This window comes from Streptomyces sp. NPDC043427, from assembly GCF_056436655.1.
Window position 1 is genome coordinate 84,875 of sequence record NZ_JBWKCC010000040.1, and the last position, 16,983, is coordinate 101,857.

The following is a 16,983-nucleotide window of genomic DNA, read 5'->3' on the forward strand; positions in this document are numbered from 1 at the left end:
AGGACGCGGCCGTAGTGCGGCGCGCGCTGGATTACTGGAACGTGCAGCCGGGGTTGGGGGCGTCCTCGGCGAACGGGGCGCCGTGCGGCAGCACGTAGAGGACTTCCAGGACGACGTCCGTCGTGCCGCGGTTCTGGCCCAGGTGCACGTGGTCCGCGCCTGACGGTTCCTTCAGGGAGCTGCCCTTGTCGTAGACGCCGTCGGATGCGCACGTGGCATCGAAGTGGCTCAGCGTTCCCTGCTTGACGTATGCGTACAGGGTGCCGTCGTGGTAGTGCCAGCCCGTTCCCTGGCCGGGCGGAATGGTGACCTCTCGGAGGATGTAGTTCCGGTCCCCGATGGTCTTCTGGGCAAGGACCTTGCCGGTCACGCCGGGACCTCCGGGAGTCGCCTGGGCGACCGCGGAGGTGAGGGAAAGCGCGGTGCACGCTGCACCCACAGCTGCTGCACGCAGCATATTGCGCATGATGATGCCTTTCGGGGCGCGAGGATGTGGTGACCGCCCAGGGGTGGGAGGTCACTTGGGAGTGTGTTTGACAGAACACACTGTAATGCCACTAAGTGTGAAGTCGTGCGGCGGCACAGTTCAGGGCGCGTGGGCTTCGCGATGGGCTACGACGAGGGACGCACCGATCAGAAGCGACGCGATGACGCCGGTGCACAGTACGGCGATCGTCGTGAAGGTGGTGGCGAGGATGGCAAGTGCCGCGACCGGGGGAAGGACGGTGGCCTTGGTGGGCAGTTGCACGGTCCGCCGGTGCAGCAGCCACACGCAGGCGATGAAGACGGCGACGGGCACCGTGTACGTGGCCGCGGCCTGGACGTCGGTGAGAGTGCCATGGTCGGTGAGGTGGGCGACGTTGACGGCTAGTCCTGCCCCCACGGCCGCTGCTGCGGCGAACACCGCGTAGTGCCCGTAGCCCCACAGCATGGCCGTGTTCTGGGTTCTGAGGCGACGCGGCGCGTCCTGGGCGAAGTACAGCCACCACAGGGCGAAGACGGTCAGGATGCCACCCAGTGCGATGAGCAGGACGGAGCCGACTTCCGCATGGGTGCCCAGGGCGGTGCGGACGGCAAGGGCAGCGGCGGTGATGGACTCGCCGAGCACAATCAGGGTGAACAGCCCGTAGCGCTCGGCTATGTGGTGCGGGTGCCACGTGGTGCCCTCGGCACGTTCGGCCCAGACCGGCACCGCGAGTTCACCAGCTGCGAGGACGGCGAACGAGGCGATACCGCCGTCGTGGGGCAGGGCCAGGCGGACCAGCCAGCCGATCTCCAGGACTGAGATTCCCAGGGCATACCGCAGTGCCGACCGCCGGCGTTCCTGGTCCGTGTACGCGGCGCGCAGCCACTGGCTGACCATGGCGAGCCGCATGACGACATAACCCCACGTGATGATCTGGAAGTCCCCGTGCTCCAGGGCCTTGGTGGCCCCTGCGGCCATGACCAGGGCTCCGGTGATCTGGACCAGGGTGAGGAGGCGATACGGCACGTCGTCCGTGTCGTAGGCGGAGGCGAACCAGGTGAAGTTCATCCAGGCCCACCAGATCGCGAAGAACACGAGTGCGTAACCGAGAAGGCCGTGACCAGGACGGCCCGAAGTGATCTCGTGCTCGAACGCCGAGGCCGCCTGGGCGACGGCGGCGACGAAACACAGGTCGAAGAACAACTCCAGCGCGGTGGCGGTGCGGTGTTCCTCACCGGCATGGCGGGCGAGCATCGGCCGGTGCCAGGCACTGGAGGGCGGCGAGGACACAGGAACCGTCACCCTCGACGACCTCACCGCCTTCACGCCGCCGCGTCCTGATCGATCCGTACCGCCGAGATGTCCAGGGCCAGAGTCACCTTGTCACTGACGAGCACGCCTCCTGCCTCCAGAGTCGTGTTCCAGGTGAGCCCCCAGTCCGAACGGCGCAGGGTGGCCCTGCCCTCGAAGCCGACCCGGAGCTGTCCGTCGACGTCGTCGGCGGCTCCACCGAAGACGAGATCGATGTCCAGCGGCAGCTCGACGTCCTTGATGCGCAAGCTGCCGGTGAGACGGAACTCGTCGTCGCCGCGCTGGACGATTCCCGTGGAGCGGAAGGCCATCAGGGGAAACGTCGCGGAGTCGAAGAACTCGGGTCCTCTCAGATGCGCGTCGCGTTCCTGGATCCCCGTGTCGATGCTGTCGGTCTGGACACTCACGTAGGCCGTCGACCGGGAGGGGTCGGAGCCGTCCAGCAGGAGGAGGCCCTCGAAACGGTCGAACCTGCCGCGAATGTTGGAGATCATGGCGTGCCGGACGGAGAATCCGACCGTCGTGTGGGCCGGATCGATGGTGTAGCCACCGGTGACTGCCGCGTAAGTGCCGGATCCGGGAGAAGTGGTTCGGTCGCGTCCTGTGAGCATGGTGAATGGCTTTCTCTACGGTTACTGCGGTGACAAGGCGCGCGCGTCTGGGGCGGGAAGCCGCGTGGTCTCCCGCTGTGCGTTACTCGACGAGCTTTCCGTCGGTGGAGACGTCCTCCATGAGTGAGGTGATCTCCTTCGGGATGGAGGGGATGCTTTCGTGGGTGATTCCCGTGGTCGGGGACCACACGAGGTTGACGCGGAGGGCGGGATCCATGACGGGGTAGTCGCTGCGGTTGTGGCAGCCGCGGGTTTCCCGGCGTTCGAGCGCCGCTTCGAGGGTGGCGCGGGCCGCCAGGGCGGCCGATTTGAGGTCGAAGGCATGCGCGAGGTCCTGGAACCCGGCGATGTCGGGGTGGACGCCGACGTTCTCCATACGCTTCTCGATGGTGTCCAGTTCCGCCAAACCGGTGCGCAGGCCCTCTTCGTCGCGGACGACGCCCGCGTGTTCGGTCATGGTGTTGCGGATGGCGCGCTGCAGGGCGCGGACGTTCTCGGGTCCGTCGGCGGCGAGGAATTCGTCGACCTCGCCACGGGCCTGAGCGATGGCTGCCGCGGAGCGGGGCTGGGCGGTGAGTGACTCGGAGTAGGCGGCAGCGGCCTGGCCGGTGATGCGGCCGTAGACGAGAAGCTCGATGAGACTGTTGCCACCGAGACGGTTGGCGCCGTGCAGGCCGCTCGACGCCTCGCCGATGGCGTACAGGCCGCGGACGTCCGTGCTGTGGTCCTCGGGACGGACCCAGACACCACCCATCGAGTAGTGCGCCGTGGGGGCGACCTCGATGGGCTCGCGCGTGATGTCGAGCATCTGGAGGTCCAGAAGCGTCTGGTAGACCCGGGGCAGTCGATTCATGATCGTCTGCCGGGGCAGGTGGGAGACGTCGAGCCACACGCCGCCGTTGGGAGTGCCGCGTCCTTCCTTGATCTCGGTGTAGGAGGCGAGGGCCACGCGGTCGCGGGTGGACAGTTCCATGCGCTGCGGGTCGTAGCGGGTCATGAAGCGCTCGCCGAGGGCGTTGCGCAGGATGCCGCCCTCGCCGCGGGCGGCCTCGCTGACGAGGGTGCCCGCGGCGTTCTCCGGCTCGATGATTCCGGACGGGTGGAACTGGACCAACTCGGGGTCGCGCAGCCGGGCACCGGCCTCGACGGCCAAGCGGAAGGAGTCGCCGGTGTTTTCGTCACGGCGCGAAGAAGTGCGTCGCCAGATGCGGGTGTGGCCGCCGGCCGCGAGGATCACGGCGTCGGCGTGGATGAGGTAACGCTGTCCGTTGGTGAGGTCGAAGCCGTAAGCACCGAAGACGGCACCGTCGTGCACGAGGAGGCGGGTGATGTAGACGCTGTCGAGCATGGGTATGTTCAACTGGCTCGCGCGCCGGATGAGGGTGCGCTGGATCTCCAGGCCCGTGTAGTCGCCGGCGAAGGCGGTCCTGCGGAACTTGTGCGCGCCGAAGAAGCGCTGCGAGATACGGCCGTCCTCCTCCCTGGCGAAGGCCATGCCGTAGCGCTCCAGGTCGTCGATGCCCAGGGCGGCGCCCCGGGTGACGATCTCGGCGGTGCGGGGATCGCCGAGCAGGTAGCTCTCCTTGAGCGTGTCCGCGGCGTGCTGCTGCCAGCTGTCCTCGGGGTCCATCGTGGCCAGGGCCGCGTTGATCCCACCGGCGGCCAGGGATGTGTGGGTGTCCTCTTTGGGGCGCTTGCCGACGGCCATGACATCGACACCGGCCTCGGCCAGCTCGATCGACGCCCTGAGGCCGGCCCCGCCGGTACCGATCACCAGCACCATGGTGGAAAGACGTTGTTCGGTGATAGCCACGATTGCTCCCATCGCTCCGGGTGGTCACTGACTAGGACCAGGTCCGGCGGTGGTTTGTGACACCGCGAGCGCAGCCTCAGCGCTCGACACGCGGTTACTCATGCGTGTGAGGACGGTGAGCGCGCGTTGGGGAAGCAGGGGGCTGAGCGACGCCTCGTTGGTCATCGTCAGCAGGGCAGAGAGACGGCGTCCGGTGTCAGAAGAGCCTCCAGGGACGCGATGTCCCCGGTACGCGCCGCCGAGACGAAGGTGTCGAGAAGCTGCCGGTGCTCGGCCGCGTCCACGGTCTCCTGGTGGTCGGCCGACAGGTGCTTACGGGCCCGGCTCACGATTTTGCGCACGTTGACGACGGTGAACCCGAGTATCTCCGCGATATCGGCGTAGGCGTAGTCGAATGCCTCACGCAGCACGTAGGCGGCCCGCTCGGTCGGATTCAGCTTGCCCAGCACGAGGAGCAGGGCCAGTTCGAGGGCCTCTGCCCGCTGCGCGCCCGCCTCCGGGTCGTTGCTCGTGTCTATGGGCTCGGGTAGCCATGGGCCGATGTAGGTCTCACGCCGCACGCGGGCGGACTGGGCCACGTTGATGGCCAGCCGGGTGGTTGCCTTGGACAGGAACGCCACGGGATTCTCCACCGCCGAACGGTCTGTCCTCTGCCAGCGCAGCCACACCTCCTGGACCACGTCCTCGGACTCCACCGCGCTTCCCAGCAAGCGGTAGGCGATACCGAAAAGACGCGGACGGAGCCCCACGAAGACAGAAACGGCCTCGTCCATCGTGCTCGTAGTGGAGGGCCTGTCAAGATGCATGATCCTCTGTCTCCGTTCCTCTCAGGACCCGTGCTGTCGATGGCGCACTCGTTGGTTCACCGTGTGACGGTCCGGCCCGTAGGCGCCTGGACACGGTTGCTTTGGCTGCACGCACAGGGGATGGGCCGGCCGCCACAGTGTCCGGTGTCACCACAAGGCGGGCACCAGGTCGATCGCGTCTTCTCTTCGACCGGGCACACCCTCATTCCGTTACAGGTCTGCATGGTCGTTGTCTCCGGCGAGCATCACACTGTCACCTTCGACAGAGTGGTCACACTGTGGCGATGCTCTTAGGCCCTGTTGCGAAAGTGCTGGTCGCGGCTCGAAGGCGTGATGAGCCAACCGGGACAAGTGTCTGAGCCGATCAGCCATGATTAGGGCTGGAAGCGTCGGCTGGGGGGAGGAGTTCGGTTGAGCAGGACTGTGCCAGTGATCTCCGGTGAAGCGGTGTTCTGGGCCTATGACGTGGCGCTCGGGGTTCTCTTTATCGAGGCGGCGCGCGTTGGTGCGGAGATGCCGGCGGATCTGCGGCCCTCGGGTTGGCCGGAGTTGGAGCAGGGGCTCCACACCCAGGCGTTGGGGGGCAGCAGTTCCGCTGTCCTGCTTGACGACTTCGCTGTCGAGCAGCGGGAGGTACTCCTGAGTTGCATTCTGGAGGCGGCACGCCGGATCGAGGCCCGCGGCGGCGTGAGCCGTGAGTAAGTTTCGACCTGGCCCGATTTGGAGGAGAGTGCGACCAGCTTCCTGCGCGGTGCAGAACACATCGCTGCTGCTCCGCTTGTTGAACTGGCGCAGGCTCTGGTCGATCTGGCAGCCGGCACGCTGTCCCCAGCTCCAGCTGAGCGCTACTGGTACTACGGAACCCCAAAGGGGCGGATCGTGCGGGGCGGATAGGGCTGCTGAGACGTTGCGTCATAGCCACTCGTTGATCGCTGCGACGAGCACGGTCGCTTCGTAGCGGACCGCCAGCTTGTCGTACCTCGTGGCCACGGACCTGTGACGTTTCAGCCGGTTGATCCCGCACTCCACCGCGTGACGCTCCTTGTACTCATCCTTGTCGAACTTCGGTGGACGCCCTCCGCGGGAACTGAGTTTCCTGCGGTTGCGGACTTGGTCGGTCTTCTCTGGGATGGTGCATCGGATCCCGCGTCTGCGCAGGTAGGCGCGGTTCGCGCGGGACCCGTAGGCCTTGTCAGCCCTTACCTTGTCCGGCCGGGTACCTGGACCTGCAGATGCTCGACATCACCCGCGAGCCGATCGAGATCGCGCCCACCGCGCACTACTCGATGGGCGGGGTGTGGGTGCGCCCGGAGGACCACAGCACGGACGGCCGCGGCCTGTACGCCATCGGCGAGGCGTCGAGCGGCCTGCACGGCGCCAACCGCCTCGGTGGCAACAGCCTCATCGAACTGCTTGTCTTCGGCCGCCTCACCGGCCGGGCGGCGGCCGCCTATTCAGAGTCCCTGACCGCGCAGCCGCGGTCGGCGTCGGCCATCGCGGAGGCCCGGGAGGAGATCGACGATCTCCTCGCCGCCGACGGGCCGGAGAACGTTCGTGCTCGGCAACGCGCCATCCGCAACACCATGACCGAGCACGCGGGCGTCGTCCGCGATGAAGACGGCCTGCGCGCGGGACTGGCGGAACTCGCGGCGATCGAGAAGAGGATGCAGGATGTAGGCATCCACCCGGACATCGCCGGCTATCAGGACCTCGCGCACGCTTTCGACCTCAAGTCCGCCGCGCTGGCGGCCCGGGCCACCCTCGAAGCGGCACTGGAGCGCCGGGAGACGCGTGGCTGTCACAACCGCAGCGACTATCCCGACATGGATCCTGCTCTGCAGGTCAACCTCGTGTGGTCCCCGACGACGGGCGTCACCCGCGAGAGCGTTCCGGCCGTCCCCGAAGAGATTTCCGCCCTGATGGAGGAAGTCTCGACCACGGGCAAACTCGTCGAATAAGAGGTGTCACAAACAGAACCGGTGGCCGGTCTCTACTGGTAGAGGCATCAGGGAAACTCGAAAGGAATGCCGTCATGAAGGTCGTAGTGATCGGTGGGACCGGGCTCATCGGCTCGAAGGTGGTCGCCGGGCTTGGCGAGCACGGGCACGAGGCGGTCGCGGCGTCCCCCAACACCGGCGTCAACACGCTGACAGGTGAGGGCCTTGCCGAGGTCCTGCAGGGTGCGTCGGTGGTGGTCGACGTGTCGAACTCGCCCTCGTTCGAGGACGAGGCCGTCATGGAGTTCTTCCGCACCTCGACGACCAATCTGCTGAAGGCGGAGACCCAGGCCGGCGTGGCGCATCACGTGGCGCTGTCCGTGGTCGGCACCGACCGTCTCCAGGGGAGCGGGTACTTCCGCGCCAAGCAGGTCCAGGAAGACCTGATCAAGGCGTCCGGCAACCCCTACTCCATCGTCCACGCCACCCAGTTCTTCGAGTTCGCGAAGGGACTCGCCGACGGGGTCACCGAGGGTGACACCGTGCACCTCCCCGACGCCAAGATCCAGCCCATCGTCTCCGACGACGTGGCCGTGGCCGTCGCCCGCACCGCGGTCGGCGCACCGGTGGGAGGCGTGGTGGAGGTCGCCGGTCCTGAGGCGTTCCAGCTGGAGGAGTTCATCCGCATGGGACTGACCGCTCAGAACGACCCCCGCAAGATCGCCACGGATCCGCAGGCGACGTACTGGGGCGCCCCGCTGCAGGAGAACACACTCCTGCCCGGCCCGGACGCGCACATCGCGGAGACCCGCTTCGCCGACTGGCTGTCACGGCAGAAGTAATTTCTCGAGGTGGCCCTCACCGAAGGGAGAGGGCCACCGATGTCCTTTGCCGACGGGCCGACTTCATTCCTCCGGGAGGGCGGCTCGCGCTGCTCGAACGCAAAGTCATGGAGCCACGATGTCCCTGATCCATGAGGACCGCATCGACCTCGCTGCCACATTCGAGTCGCTGACCGCCGAAGCCGCCGAGCTTCGTGACCGGGTCACGGAACTGCGCCAGGAACTCGCGGCCCTCGGCGAGCGCATGATCGTCATTTCAACCGCTCTGAACCGGCATACGCCCTGCCCCTGACCTCCTCGTCCGGGCCAGGGTCGCCGCCCTGCCTGAAGGCCAATGCAGGAGGCTGCGAAGGCGACCGTCGGGCAGTTTGGTGGCGCTGGACATCCTGGTGAACGACGCGCGTCATGCCGAGCGGACCGGTCCCCCTGCCGACGCGGGGGAGTGGACGCGCATGTCCGCCACCGAACGGCTCCGATCCATGTGCGCCGACCTGCTCACCTGCCGCGCTGCAAGGGTGCCGCGGTGGAGATCTCCTTGACCTGGGGGCGTAGGGGCACGGCCGTCGTCGTGCAGCGGCCACCAGGTTCCAGGATCGGGATCACTGCCTTCTCAGAGGCGTTGCGGCAGGAGGCGACGGCGCGTGGGTACGCGTCGTCCCCGTCGAGCCTGGATTAGCCGCGAGAGGCTGAGCCCGAGGAAAATCGCCGACGACGTCCAGTACGCCGTCACCCGGCCCGGGCACGTCTGCGTCGACGACATTCCGCCCGCCCGCCCGGAGGCCCGCTGACACCTGCCGCAGCGGTCACCGCCGACCGCCCGCATCACTCGACAGCACCCTCTCCAGATGCCCGAGGTCACCCGTCTGGGCCGCCGAGAGGAACGCCTGAACAAGACGCCGGTGCGCGACGGCGTCGACCTGCTGCCTGCGGCGGTCCCCGTTGAGACGCCGCTGGGCGCGTGCAACCTGCTGCCTCGTGTTGACGACGCTGAGATGCAGGATCTCGGCGATCCGGTCGTACGGGCAGCCGAAGCCCTCCCGCAGGACGTACGCGGCGCGTTGCCTCGGAGTCAGGGTTTCCATCAGCAGGAGGACCGCTCGCTCGACGGCGTCCTGCCGCTCTGCCACCTCTTCAGGGCCCGCGTGGTGGTCCACCCGCTCCGGGAGCGAGGGGCTGTCACAGGACTCCCGGCGCTTCCAGGCGGACTGGACGACGTTGATGGCCAGCCGGACGGCGGTCGTCCTGAGCAGTGCCGGCGGATTGGAGACGGCCGTGCGGTCGGCATCCTGCCACCGCAGCCACGTCTCCTGGATGACGTCCTCGGCTTCGTTCGCGTTTCCGACGATGTGCCTGGCGAGGGTGAGCAGCCCGGGTCTGGCCTGCACGAACACCCAGGTCGCGTCGTCCAGCGCGATGACGGATGTGCCCGCCGTCTCCCGGCTCTGCCCGGTCTCGGTCAGCTGTGTGTCCATGTCCGGCTCCTCTGCTCCGTGGGTCAGCAGCTCGAAGAGCAGCCGGCACCAATGTCGCGCCCGAGGGCAGCCCGGCGCGCCCTTGGAAGGCCGTAGGGGATTGCGTGGTCGTGCCGTGGGAGATCCGTGGCCGACCCGTCGGACCGTCGTTCCGGACGGCACTCGACCACCACGTTCGCTCAAAGTCGGAAGTTCTCCACCTTCGCAGCCGTTTACGATGGAACCGGCTCGCCTCGGTTGCGCCACGGCCGCAGTCATCCAGCTACGCACCAGCCGACGCGCCGCCATGAGGATCTGACGTGGGAGGCTGCCATGACGAGCCGCGGTTCCGGAGCCGGAACTCCTCGGCAGGCGGAGCGAGCGTCGGGCCCTCGATGACCTGCTGGCGGGCGCCAGGGACGGGCGCAGCGGAGTCCTGGTCCTTCGAGGTGAGGCGGGGATCGGGAAAACCGAGCTGCTGAAATACCTGCTGGGTCGTGCCACCGGATGCCGTACCGTCGGCGTGGCCGGCGTCCAGTCCGAGATGGAGCTCTCCTACGCCGACCTGCACCAGCTCTGCGCACCGCTGCTGTCGGGAGTCGACAACCTTCCGGAGCCGCAGCGCGACGCACTGCGCACGGCGTTCGGGCTGCACGGCGGAGCCGCGCCCGTCCGGTTCCTGGTGGGGCTGGCCACGCTGAGCCTCCTCGCCAACGCCGCCGGGAGCGAGCCGCTGGTCTGCGTCATCGACGACGCGCAATGGCTGGACCGCGTCTCTTCACAGACCCTGGCGTTCGTCGCCCGCAGGCTGCTCGCGGAATCGGTGGTGCTCGCCGTCGCCGTGCGCGAGCCGACCACCGGTGAGGTGTTCACCGGCCTCCCCGAGCTGCCCGTGACCGGGTTGTTCGCGGAGGACTCCCGAAAGCTTCTCGCCTCGGTCGTCACCGGCCCGCTCGACCGTAGGGTGCGTGATCGCATCGTCGCGGAGACCCGCGGCAACCCACTCGCCCTGCTCGAACTGCCCCACGCGCTCACGGCGTTGGACCTGACCGGCGACTTCGGGCGCACCGGGGCGGGGCCTATGTCGAACCGGCTGGAGCAGGACTTCCTCCGCCGCGTCCAGGCGCTGCCGACCGAGACGCAGCGCCTGCTGTTCCTCGCCGCTGCCGAGCCGGTCGGCGACGTGACGCTGCTCAGGCGTGCAGCCGAGCGGCTGGGAATCGCCGTGGACGCGGCCGCGGCGGACTCCGAGGCGTCGGGATTGATCACCCTCGGCGCCAGGGCGCGATTCCGTCACCCGCTGGTGCGTTCGGCGGCCTATCGTGCGGCAGGCCCGGACGACCTGCGCGAGGTGCACAGGGCCCTGGCGGACGTGACCGACGTGGGCTTTCCGACGCAGCGCAGCCATACCTCCTGGACCACGTCCTCAGCCTCGACCGTGCTGCCGAGTATGCGGTAGTCGATCCCGAAGAGCTGCCCGCCTCCGTTGCTACGGTCCATCCGCTGCAGGGACCGCCACCGACGGGAACGTGTGACAGAAACGGACGATGCTTTTTCACGGGCCTGCAAAATCCCACTGTTCGAGACACTGAGATGACCTGCCTGACACTCGAACCACTGCATATGATGTCGACAAGGGTTGAGGAGGGGAGAACTCATGGTCTCCGCGAGCCGTACGGCACACAGCATCGAGGTCACCGCCGAGGGGCTCCAGGAGGAACTGGCCCGGCTGCATTTCCAGAAGCAGGCGCTGGAAAGGGAGTTGGCGGCGATCGTGGCACATCTCGGCTCCGTACAGCGGGCCCTCGGCGCTCTCGAGAGCGCGCTGGTCACTCCGCGCGCCGCTGACCAGGTGGACGCGCACGGCAAGCAGTACGGCAAGCTCACCGAGCAGATCGTGGCGTACTTCGCCAAGGTCGGTGACGCGGAGGTGCGAGCCCGTGAGGTCGCGGCGGCGCTCGGCCGTGACGCCGACAGCGGAAGCATCAACGCGGTCCGCAGCACACTCGATCGCCTCGTCGCCTCCTCCCGCATTGAGCGCGCCGGCCGGGGCTTGTATCGCACCGGGCGTTCCTAGCGCTCGGCGGTCACCGCGACGAGCCAAGAATCACCACGACGCAGGCGATGATCGTCAGGGTGATCAGCACCATTCCGGTGAGTGTTCCCCGCAGCCATTGCCGGATCCTGACGTGGTGCTGCGCCTCCATCGCGCCGACGCGTTCGGCGATGTGATCGGTCACCATGCGGGCTACGTGTATCTGCTCGTCGACGTACCACTGCTCGATGTCCCGCTTCTGCTCGGGGGTGAGCCCCTCCACGCGCGCGGTGAATGCCGCCACGCGGCGGTGCGTCGCTCCCCTGTGAGCCTCCCGGTACAAGAAACCTTCGATGTCGGGCAGGCCGCGGGCGGCCTCCTCGCGTGCGGACACGGCGTACCCCCAATGAAAACGAGAACCCCACATGGTCATGGTGCGCTGCCTTCCTTCGCACGGCCGGCGCTCGGGTCCTGCGGCTGCCCACCCGTGACGAAGGCGTCCCGCGGACGCTGGACGGAGGCGAGAGACACGAGATCCCGGCCTGTCAGGGCCGCGGTGAGCCAGACCGCCAGAACGCGGATCTTGCGTTCCCAGCTGGGCACCGCGAGCACGTGATAACCCCGGTGCATCAGCCACGCCGGGAATCCCCTGATGACGATGCCCTTGTACTGGAAGATGCCCCGCCCCAGCCCCAGCGTCGCCACCACGCCCAGGCTGCCGTGCCGGTAGTTCCGGACTCGCTGCCCGCGCAGGTCGGCCACGAGGTTCTTGGCGAGACGTCTGCCCTGTCGCACGGCGTGCTGGGCGTTCGGCACCGTGCGCGCGCCCGGCACCGGCGAGGCCAGGTCGGGGATGGACGCGTCGTCGCCGGCGGCCCACACGTTCGGCACGGGCTCGGCGTCCGTGCCCACGCGTAGATCGGCGCGGGCCAGCAGCAGACCGCGCTCGTCGAGGGGCAGGTCCGTGTGGTTGTGCACGACCGGGTTCGCGGCGTTGCCGGCGGCCCAGACGATCAGCTCGGAGTCGTACTCCGCTCCGTCGGAGAGGACGACGTGGCCGTCCTCGGCGGACAGCAGCTGCGTGTTGAGATGGACATGTGCGCCGCGGCGTTCCAGGTGGCGTACCACCCAGGCACCCGGCCGGTCGCTCACCTCGGGCAGGATGCGGCCCCGGGCCTCGACCAGGTGGAAGGACAGGTCGTGGATGCTCAGTTCCGGATAGGACCTGAGCATCGCGGTCGCCAGTGACAGCAGTTCACCGAAGCCCTCGACGCCGGAGAACCCGCCTCCCACGAACGTGACGGTGAGCAGCTTTTGCCGCTCGGGGCCGGCCGGCAGCGACGCGGCCTGGTCGAACGCGGTCATCAGCCGGTCACGGATCGCCACGGCCTCCTCCACGTGCTTGAGGCCGATGGCCTGCTGCGCGAGTCCGGGAATGGGGAAGGTGCGGGTCACCGCGCCGGCGGTGACCACGAGGATGTCATACCGAAGCTCGTAGGCGTCGCCGCGCACCGGGCGGACGGTCACCGTACGGTCCGCGTTGCTGATCCCGGTCACGGTGCCAGAGATCAGCCGGGTGCCCCGCAGGTGCCGCCGCAGTGACACGACGGCGTGACGTGCCTCCACCGAACCGGCCGCCACCTCGGGCAGGAAGGGCTGATAGGTCATGTACGGGCGCGGGTCGACGACCGTGACCCGCGCCTCGCCCGAACGCAGCTTCTTCTGCAGACCCCAGGCGGTGTAGAAGCCCGCGTATCCGCCGCCGACAATCAGAATCTCTCGCATGACTCCCTCTGCTTCTTGTCCGTCACCATGTAGACCGCTCAGGCCGGGCCGGTGTGACATGCGACGGCGGCTCAGGCCGTGGCGGTGTGTACCTGCTCGGCGTTCTCGCCTGTGTCCGTTTCACCCGCGGCCTCGGCGTTCACCGCTTTGTGGATCTCGACGGTGAGCCTGTGGACGAGTTCCGTGAGTGGCGTGCTGTGCCGCCACGTGGATGTAGACGAACCACATCGATCCGGCGAACCGGGTGATCCAGTCGGCGATCCGCAACTGGACGTCCTCGGCGCGCTCCTTCCGCACCTCGAGATGGGCGGGGTACCTGTGCGCCGGGGACGCTCGTCCCCGTACGGCGTCGGTCCGTCCGGCTCGGATGGCCCTTATCGAAGTGACTCACCGGGGCCGCTCAGGAGTTGGTGGACGGCTCCGTCCATGTCCAGGTGGCACTCCTCGGTACCGGGGGGCACCACCGCGAGGGTTCGCTGCAGAAAGCCCCCGAGGGCTCGCGCCGAGGCGGTCACCACGACCGCCTCCTGCTTCGGACACGGGCACAGTGCGATGTGTACATGGTCCGCCCCGGGGTCCCGGCAGGGCCAGACCTGGACGTCACCGACGCCGGTGAGCTTCACCAGCCCGTCCAGGAGGAGATCGCGACCGACCACCCAGCGCACGGTCGTGTCTGCGCGCATGTGGAACGTCAGGGACACCGCGTAGGGATCGGCTCTGTCGTAGGACAGATCAAGCATCACCGGCCGGTCCACTCCTTCGGCGACGACCAGACGGACAAGCATCCGGCACACCACCGGCGTACAACTGTCGGGTTCTCTCATCACATCACCGCTCGGTAGATCTTGGGATCACGGGAGATTCGGAGGGCACACGGTGTGATGCGTCCAGCGCCGCTCGTGTGATTCAGGGACATCACGATTCTGCGAGGCCCTCGTGTGCTCGCACCATCAGTCAAATGACCCGCAAGTCGCCACGCAGTCACGTGACTGATGTTTGTCCTCGCCGACCGGTGCACGGTGAGCCCAAGCCTTCCCGCCCTACAGCGGGAGGGACGGCGCAAACGTACGGAGTACCCATGTCACTCGGCTCGCGCGTCGAACGGTTGCCCAAGACCCCTGCCGCGGACGCCAGTCAGTCCCCTGAGGTGGTGGGGCGTGCGCGGCAACTCCGGGAGATCACGGCGCTGATCGGGCAGGGCTCGGCCGCGGGTCGTGCCCTGCTGCTCTCCGGGGAGCCGGGCGTGGGCAAGAGCGCCCTGCTCGGGGAGGTCGCCAGGGTCATGTCCGGGTCGGGTGCCCGGGTGCTGTCGGCCGTCGGCGTCCGGTTCGAGTCCGAGCTCGCCTACTCCGGCCTTCACCAGTTGCTGTTGCCGCTGAACGACCGGATCGAGCGCTTGGAGGACACCCACCGGAGGGTTCTGCGCAGTGCGCTGGGCTACGGGGGCGATCCGGTGCCCGACAGTCTTCACGTCTCCGACTCGGTGATCTTCCTGCTGCGCCGAGTGGCAACCGAACGCCCTGTGTTCATCGTCGTGGACGACCTCGGCTGTTTCGACCGGGCCAGTTCGGAGGTGCTGGGCTTCGTCGCCCGTCGGTCGGCGGGCAGCCGTATCGGATTCCTCGCCGCCTGCAGATCGGGAGACGAGACTTTCTTCGACCGAGCCGGGCTCACCGAGTACGAGCTGCCGCCGCTGGATCGCGACGCGGCCGTGGAACTGCTCGGAGTCCGCTTTCCGGGGCTGGCCGGACCGGCGCGGGACCGCGTCCTGGCGCAGGCGCAGGGCAACCCGCTGGCGCTCGTGGAGCTGCCCGCCGCGCTGAGCGGCCCGCAACGCGGCGCGCCGGCCGATCTGCACGACGTACTGCCCCTCTCCTCACGTCTTCGGATCCGCCTCGCTTCGCGCGTGGCCCGCCTTCCGGCCGAGTCGCGCCGGCTTCTGCTGCTGCTCGCCCTCGACGACACCGGAGATCCGGGAGTCCTCCGTGCCGGATCGGACGACTCGAAGGCTCTTACGGCGCTGTCAGCGGTGGAGTCGGACCGTCTGATCACCTTCGACGACACGAACCGACGGTTCGTCTTCCGGCATCCGCTGACGAGGGCCGCGGTCGTCGAGACCAGCACCCTGACCGAGCGATGCCAGGCCCACAAGACCCTGGCCGAGATCCGCGCGGAGACGCCTGAGCGGCGGGCCTGGCACCTGGGACGGGCAACGCTCGTTCCCGACGAGCGTGTCGCCGCCCTGCTGGAGGAGGCCGGGCATCGTGCCGCCACGCGAGGTGACGCTGCAGAGGCGGTCGCCACGTTCACCAGGGCCGCCGAGCTGAGCCCCCGTGCCGTGGACCGAGGACGCCGACTGACCCGGGCCGCATACCTCGGTGCCGACGCGACCGGTGAGCTGCGCGCGGCGTCGGAACTCCTCGACCGCGCCCGGCGCGCGGACCCGGGCCTCACCGGGTCTCCGCTGACCGCCGCCACGGCGGCTCTCCTCCTGCTCAACGGCGGTGACGGCGACATCGACATGGCCCACCGTCTCCTGGTGGAGGCCATCGAGACCGGCAGCCACGGATACGACGCCGAGGACGATGTTCTCATCGAGGCACTGCACCTGCTGCAGCTGGTGTGCTGGGCCGGTGGTCGCGATGCCCTGTGGGAACCCTTCCACGCGGCCCTCGACCGTCTGAAGCCGGCTACACCGCCGCTGCTCTCAGCCTGTGGCATTACGTGGAGGGACCCGGCCGGCACCGGCTCGGTCGGCCGTCACGGCATGGCCCCTGTCCGCCTCGACCGGCTCACGGAACTGCGGGGCGTCTTTTGGGAAGCGGTCCGTCGGGGACGCCGGGGCGGCCACGTGCGCCGGCACATCGACGCGCTCATGCACCTGTGCCTGCAGGATTTCCCGGCCGGCCGGTGGGAGGAGGCCGAAACGCTGGCCGCCGAGGGCCTGAGGATCTGCGAGGAGCGCCAATACCCGTTCTTCTCCTGGTATTTCGAGTACCACCAGGCCTTGCTCGCCGCAGTCCACGGGCACTTCGAAGAGAGCCGGAGTACGGCCGACCGAATCACGCAGTGGGCCGTGCCTCGTGGAGTTCTGGCGGCGGCGGCCTTCGCCGGCCATGCGCGAGTCCTCGCCGAACTCGGTGCCGGCGACTACGAATGCGCGTACCGGCACGCCGTGGCGATCAGCCCTGCGGGCCGACTCGCGCCCCACGCTCCGTACGCGCTGTGGGTCTGCATGGACCTGGTGGAAGCGGCGGTGCACACCCGGCGCACCGCTGAGGCGGAGGCACACGTGCGTGCGATGCGGGAAGCCGGTGTCGCGGCTCTCTCCCCGCGGCTGGCGCTGTTGGTGGCGGGCTCGGTCGCGCTGGCAGCACCCGATGACGGCGCGGTCGGGTGCTTCGAGCAGGCGCTGGACGTCCCGGGAGCGCAGGACTGGCCCTTCGATCTGGCGCGGATCCGGCTGGCCTACGGGGAGCGTCTGAGGCGCATGCGCTTCGTCACGGAGGCCCGAGCCCAGCTGGACTCGGCGGCCGAGGTGTTCGAGCACCTGGGCGCCCGGCCGTGGGCCGACCGGGCCACGGGCGAACTCCGCGCCACCCGCCGGTCCCGCACCGGAGCGAAGCACGGTTCCGTGACCCTCACCGCGCAGGAGCAGGAGATCGCCGTACTCGCCGCTTCCGGGTTGACCAACAAGCAGATCGGCGAACGTCTCCACCTCTCGCCCCGAACCGTTGGTTCGCACCTCTACCAGTTGTTCCCGAAACTTGGAATCGCCTCACGTGCGGCACTGAGGGACGCGCTCGCGTCCCTTGCAGGAAGCAACGCCTTCTAGTGTCCTGCGCCAGTAGTTGATCGTTAGTAGTTGCGTGACTTCTGCTGCTGGTGCGTCAGTTCCTCGTCGGGGCCCGAAGCTGGAGCCGTTG

At 68.3% G+C, this 16,983-nt stretch carries 13 protein-coding genes and 5 pseudogenes; 7 read left to right on the forward strand and 11 right to left on the reverse strand.

Features of this window, described 5'->3' with window-relative positions:
- Positions 1 to 31: 31 nt before the first annotated feature.
- The 5 genes and pseudogenes from AC067M_RS41230 to AC067M_RS41250 form a co-directional block, all read right to left on the reverse strand.
- The gene (locus AC067M_RS41230; RefSeq protein WP_478702134.1) at positions 32 to 466 is read right to left on the reverse strand and encodes a cupin domain-containing protein; all 435 of its coding nucleotides are present in this window, start codon (positions 464 to 466) and stop codon (positions 32 to 34) included.
- A gap of 120 nt (positions 467 to 586) precedes the next feature.
- On the reverse strand, positions 587 to 1,720 hold the full coding sequence (locus AC067M_RS41235; protein ID WP_478702146.1) for a low temperature requirement protein A: 1,134 nt from the start codon (positions 1,718 to 1,720) through the stop codon (positions 587 to 589).
- A 68-nt stretch (positions 1,721 to 1,788) separates the two neighbouring features.
- Positions 1,789 to 2,388: a YceI family protein gene (locus AC067M_RS41240; protein ID WP_478702135.1), complete on the reverse strand. Its 600-nt coding sequence runs from the start codon at positions 2,386 to 2,388 to the stop codon at positions 1,789 to 1,791.
- Between the two features lie 82 nt (positions 2,389 to 2,470).
- Complete coding sequence (locus AC067M_RS41245; protein ID WP_478702147.1) at positions 2,471 to 4,171, reverse strand: L-aspartate oxidase; 1,701 nt, start codon at positions 4,169 to 4,171, stop codon at positions 2,471 to 2,473.
- A 206-nt stretch (positions 4,172 to 4,377) separates the two neighbouring features.
- Positions 4,378 to 5,007 (reverse strand): annotated as a pseudogene (locus AC067M_RS41250) (sigma-70 family RNA polymerase sigma factor); the annotation flags it as partial.
- Between the two features lie 429 nt (positions 5,008 to 5,436).
- Between AC067M_RS41250 and AC067M_RS41255 the strand changes: the two are divergent.
- Entirely contained in the window at positions 5,437 to 5,709 is a 273-nt protein-coding gene (locus AC067M_RS41255; RefSeq protein WP_478702136.1) for a hypothetical protein, read from the forward strand.
- Positions 5,710 to 5,919: 210 nt separating this feature from the next.
- Here AC067M_RS41255 and AC067M_RS41260 read toward each other — a convergent pair.
- Positions 5,920 to 6,231, reverse strand: a pseudogene (locus tag AC067M_RS41260) (transposase); the annotation flags it as partial.
- Between AC067M_RS41260 and AC067M_RS41265 the strand changes: the two are divergent.
- The 3 genes and pseudogenes from AC067M_RS41265 to AC067M_RS41275 all read left to right on the forward strand — a co-directional run.
- Positions 6,228 to 6,965: pseudogene (locus tag AC067M_RS41265) on the forward strand (FAD-binding protein); the annotation flags it as partial. The pseudogenes AC067M_RS41260 and AC067M_RS41265 overlap by 4 nt on opposite strands.
- Before the next feature lie 74 nt (positions 6,966 to 7,039).
- Positions 7,040 to 7,786 (forward strand): SDR family oxidoreductase, encoded by a 747-nt coding sequence (locus AC067M_RS41270; RefSeq protein ID WP_478702137.1) that lies wholly within the window; start codon positions 7,040 to 7,042, stop codon positions 7,784 to 7,786.
- A gap of 118 nt (positions 7,787 to 7,904) precedes the next feature.
- Complete coding sequence (locus tag AC067M_RS41275; RefSeq protein ID WP_307679627.1) at positions 7,905 to 8,078, forward strand: hypothetical protein; 174 nt, start codon at positions 7,905 to 7,907, stop codon at positions 8,076 to 8,078.
- 511 nt (positions 8,079 to 8,589) lie between these two features.
- Here AC067M_RS41275 and AC067M_RS41280 read toward each other — a convergent pair.
- Positions 8,590 to 9,258: a sigma-70 family RNA polymerase sigma factor gene (locus AC067M_RS41280; RefSeq protein ID WP_478702138.1), complete on the reverse strand. Its 669-nt coding sequence runs from the start codon at positions 9,256 to 9,258 to the stop codon at positions 8,590 to 8,592.
- Between the two features lie 349 nt (positions 9,259 to 9,607).
- Here AC067M_RS41280 and AC067M_RS41285 point away from each other — a divergent pair.
- Positions 9,608 to 10,036, forward strand: a pseudogene (locus AC067M_RS41285) (ATP-binding protein); the annotation flags it as partial.
- A 599-nt stretch (positions 10,037 to 10,635) separates the two neighbouring features.
- Here the strand turns inward: AC067M_RS41285 and AC067M_RS41290 are convergent.
- A pseudogene (locus AC067M_RS41290) lies at positions 10,636 to 10,737 on the reverse strand (sigma factor); the annotation flags it as partial.
- Positions 10,738 to 10,894: 157 nt separating this feature from the next.
- Here AC067M_RS41290 and AC067M_RS41295 point away from each other — a divergent pair.
- The gene (locus AC067M_RS41295; protein WP_307679629.1) at positions 10,895 to 11,314 is read left to right on the forward strand and encodes a hypothetical protein; all 420 of its coding nucleotides are present in this window, start codon (positions 10,895 to 10,897) and stop codon (positions 11,312 to 11,314) included.
- A 10-nt stretch (positions 11,315 to 11,324) separates the two neighbouring features.
- Here the strand turns inward: AC067M_RS41295 and AC067M_RS41300 are convergent, their stop codons facing one another.
- From AC067M_RS41300 to AC067M_RS41310, 3 genes are all read right to left on the reverse strand, one after another.
- A complete protein-coding gene (locus AC067M_RS41300) occupies positions 11,325 to 11,576 on the reverse strand; it encodes a hypothetical protein (protein ID WP_478702139.1) in 252 nt (83 codons plus the stop codon).
- 125 nt (positions 11,577 to 11,701) lie between these two features.
- Positions 11,702 to 13,057, reverse strand: coding sequence for an NAD(P)/FAD-dependent oxidoreductase (locus AC067M_RS41305; protein WP_478702140.1), 1,356 nt, complete (start codon positions 13,055 to 13,057; stop codon positions 11,702 to 11,704).
- Between the two features lie 374 nt (positions 13,058 to 13,431).
- A complete protein-coding gene (locus AC067M_RS41310) occupies positions 13,432 to 13,881 on the reverse strand; it encodes an SsgA family sporulation/cell division regulator (RefSeq protein ID WP_478702141.1) in 450 nt (149 codons plus the stop codon).
- Between the two features lie 254 nt (positions 13,882 to 14,135).
- Between AC067M_RS41310 and AC067M_RS41315 the strand changes: the two genes are divergently transcribed.
- Complete coding sequence (locus AC067M_RS41315; RefSeq protein WP_478702142.1) at positions 14,136 to 16,892, forward strand: AAA family ATPase; 2,757 nt, start codon at positions 14,136 to 14,138, stop codon at positions 16,890 to 16,892.
- The last annotated feature ends 91 nt before the right edge of the window (positions 16,893 to 16,983 follow it).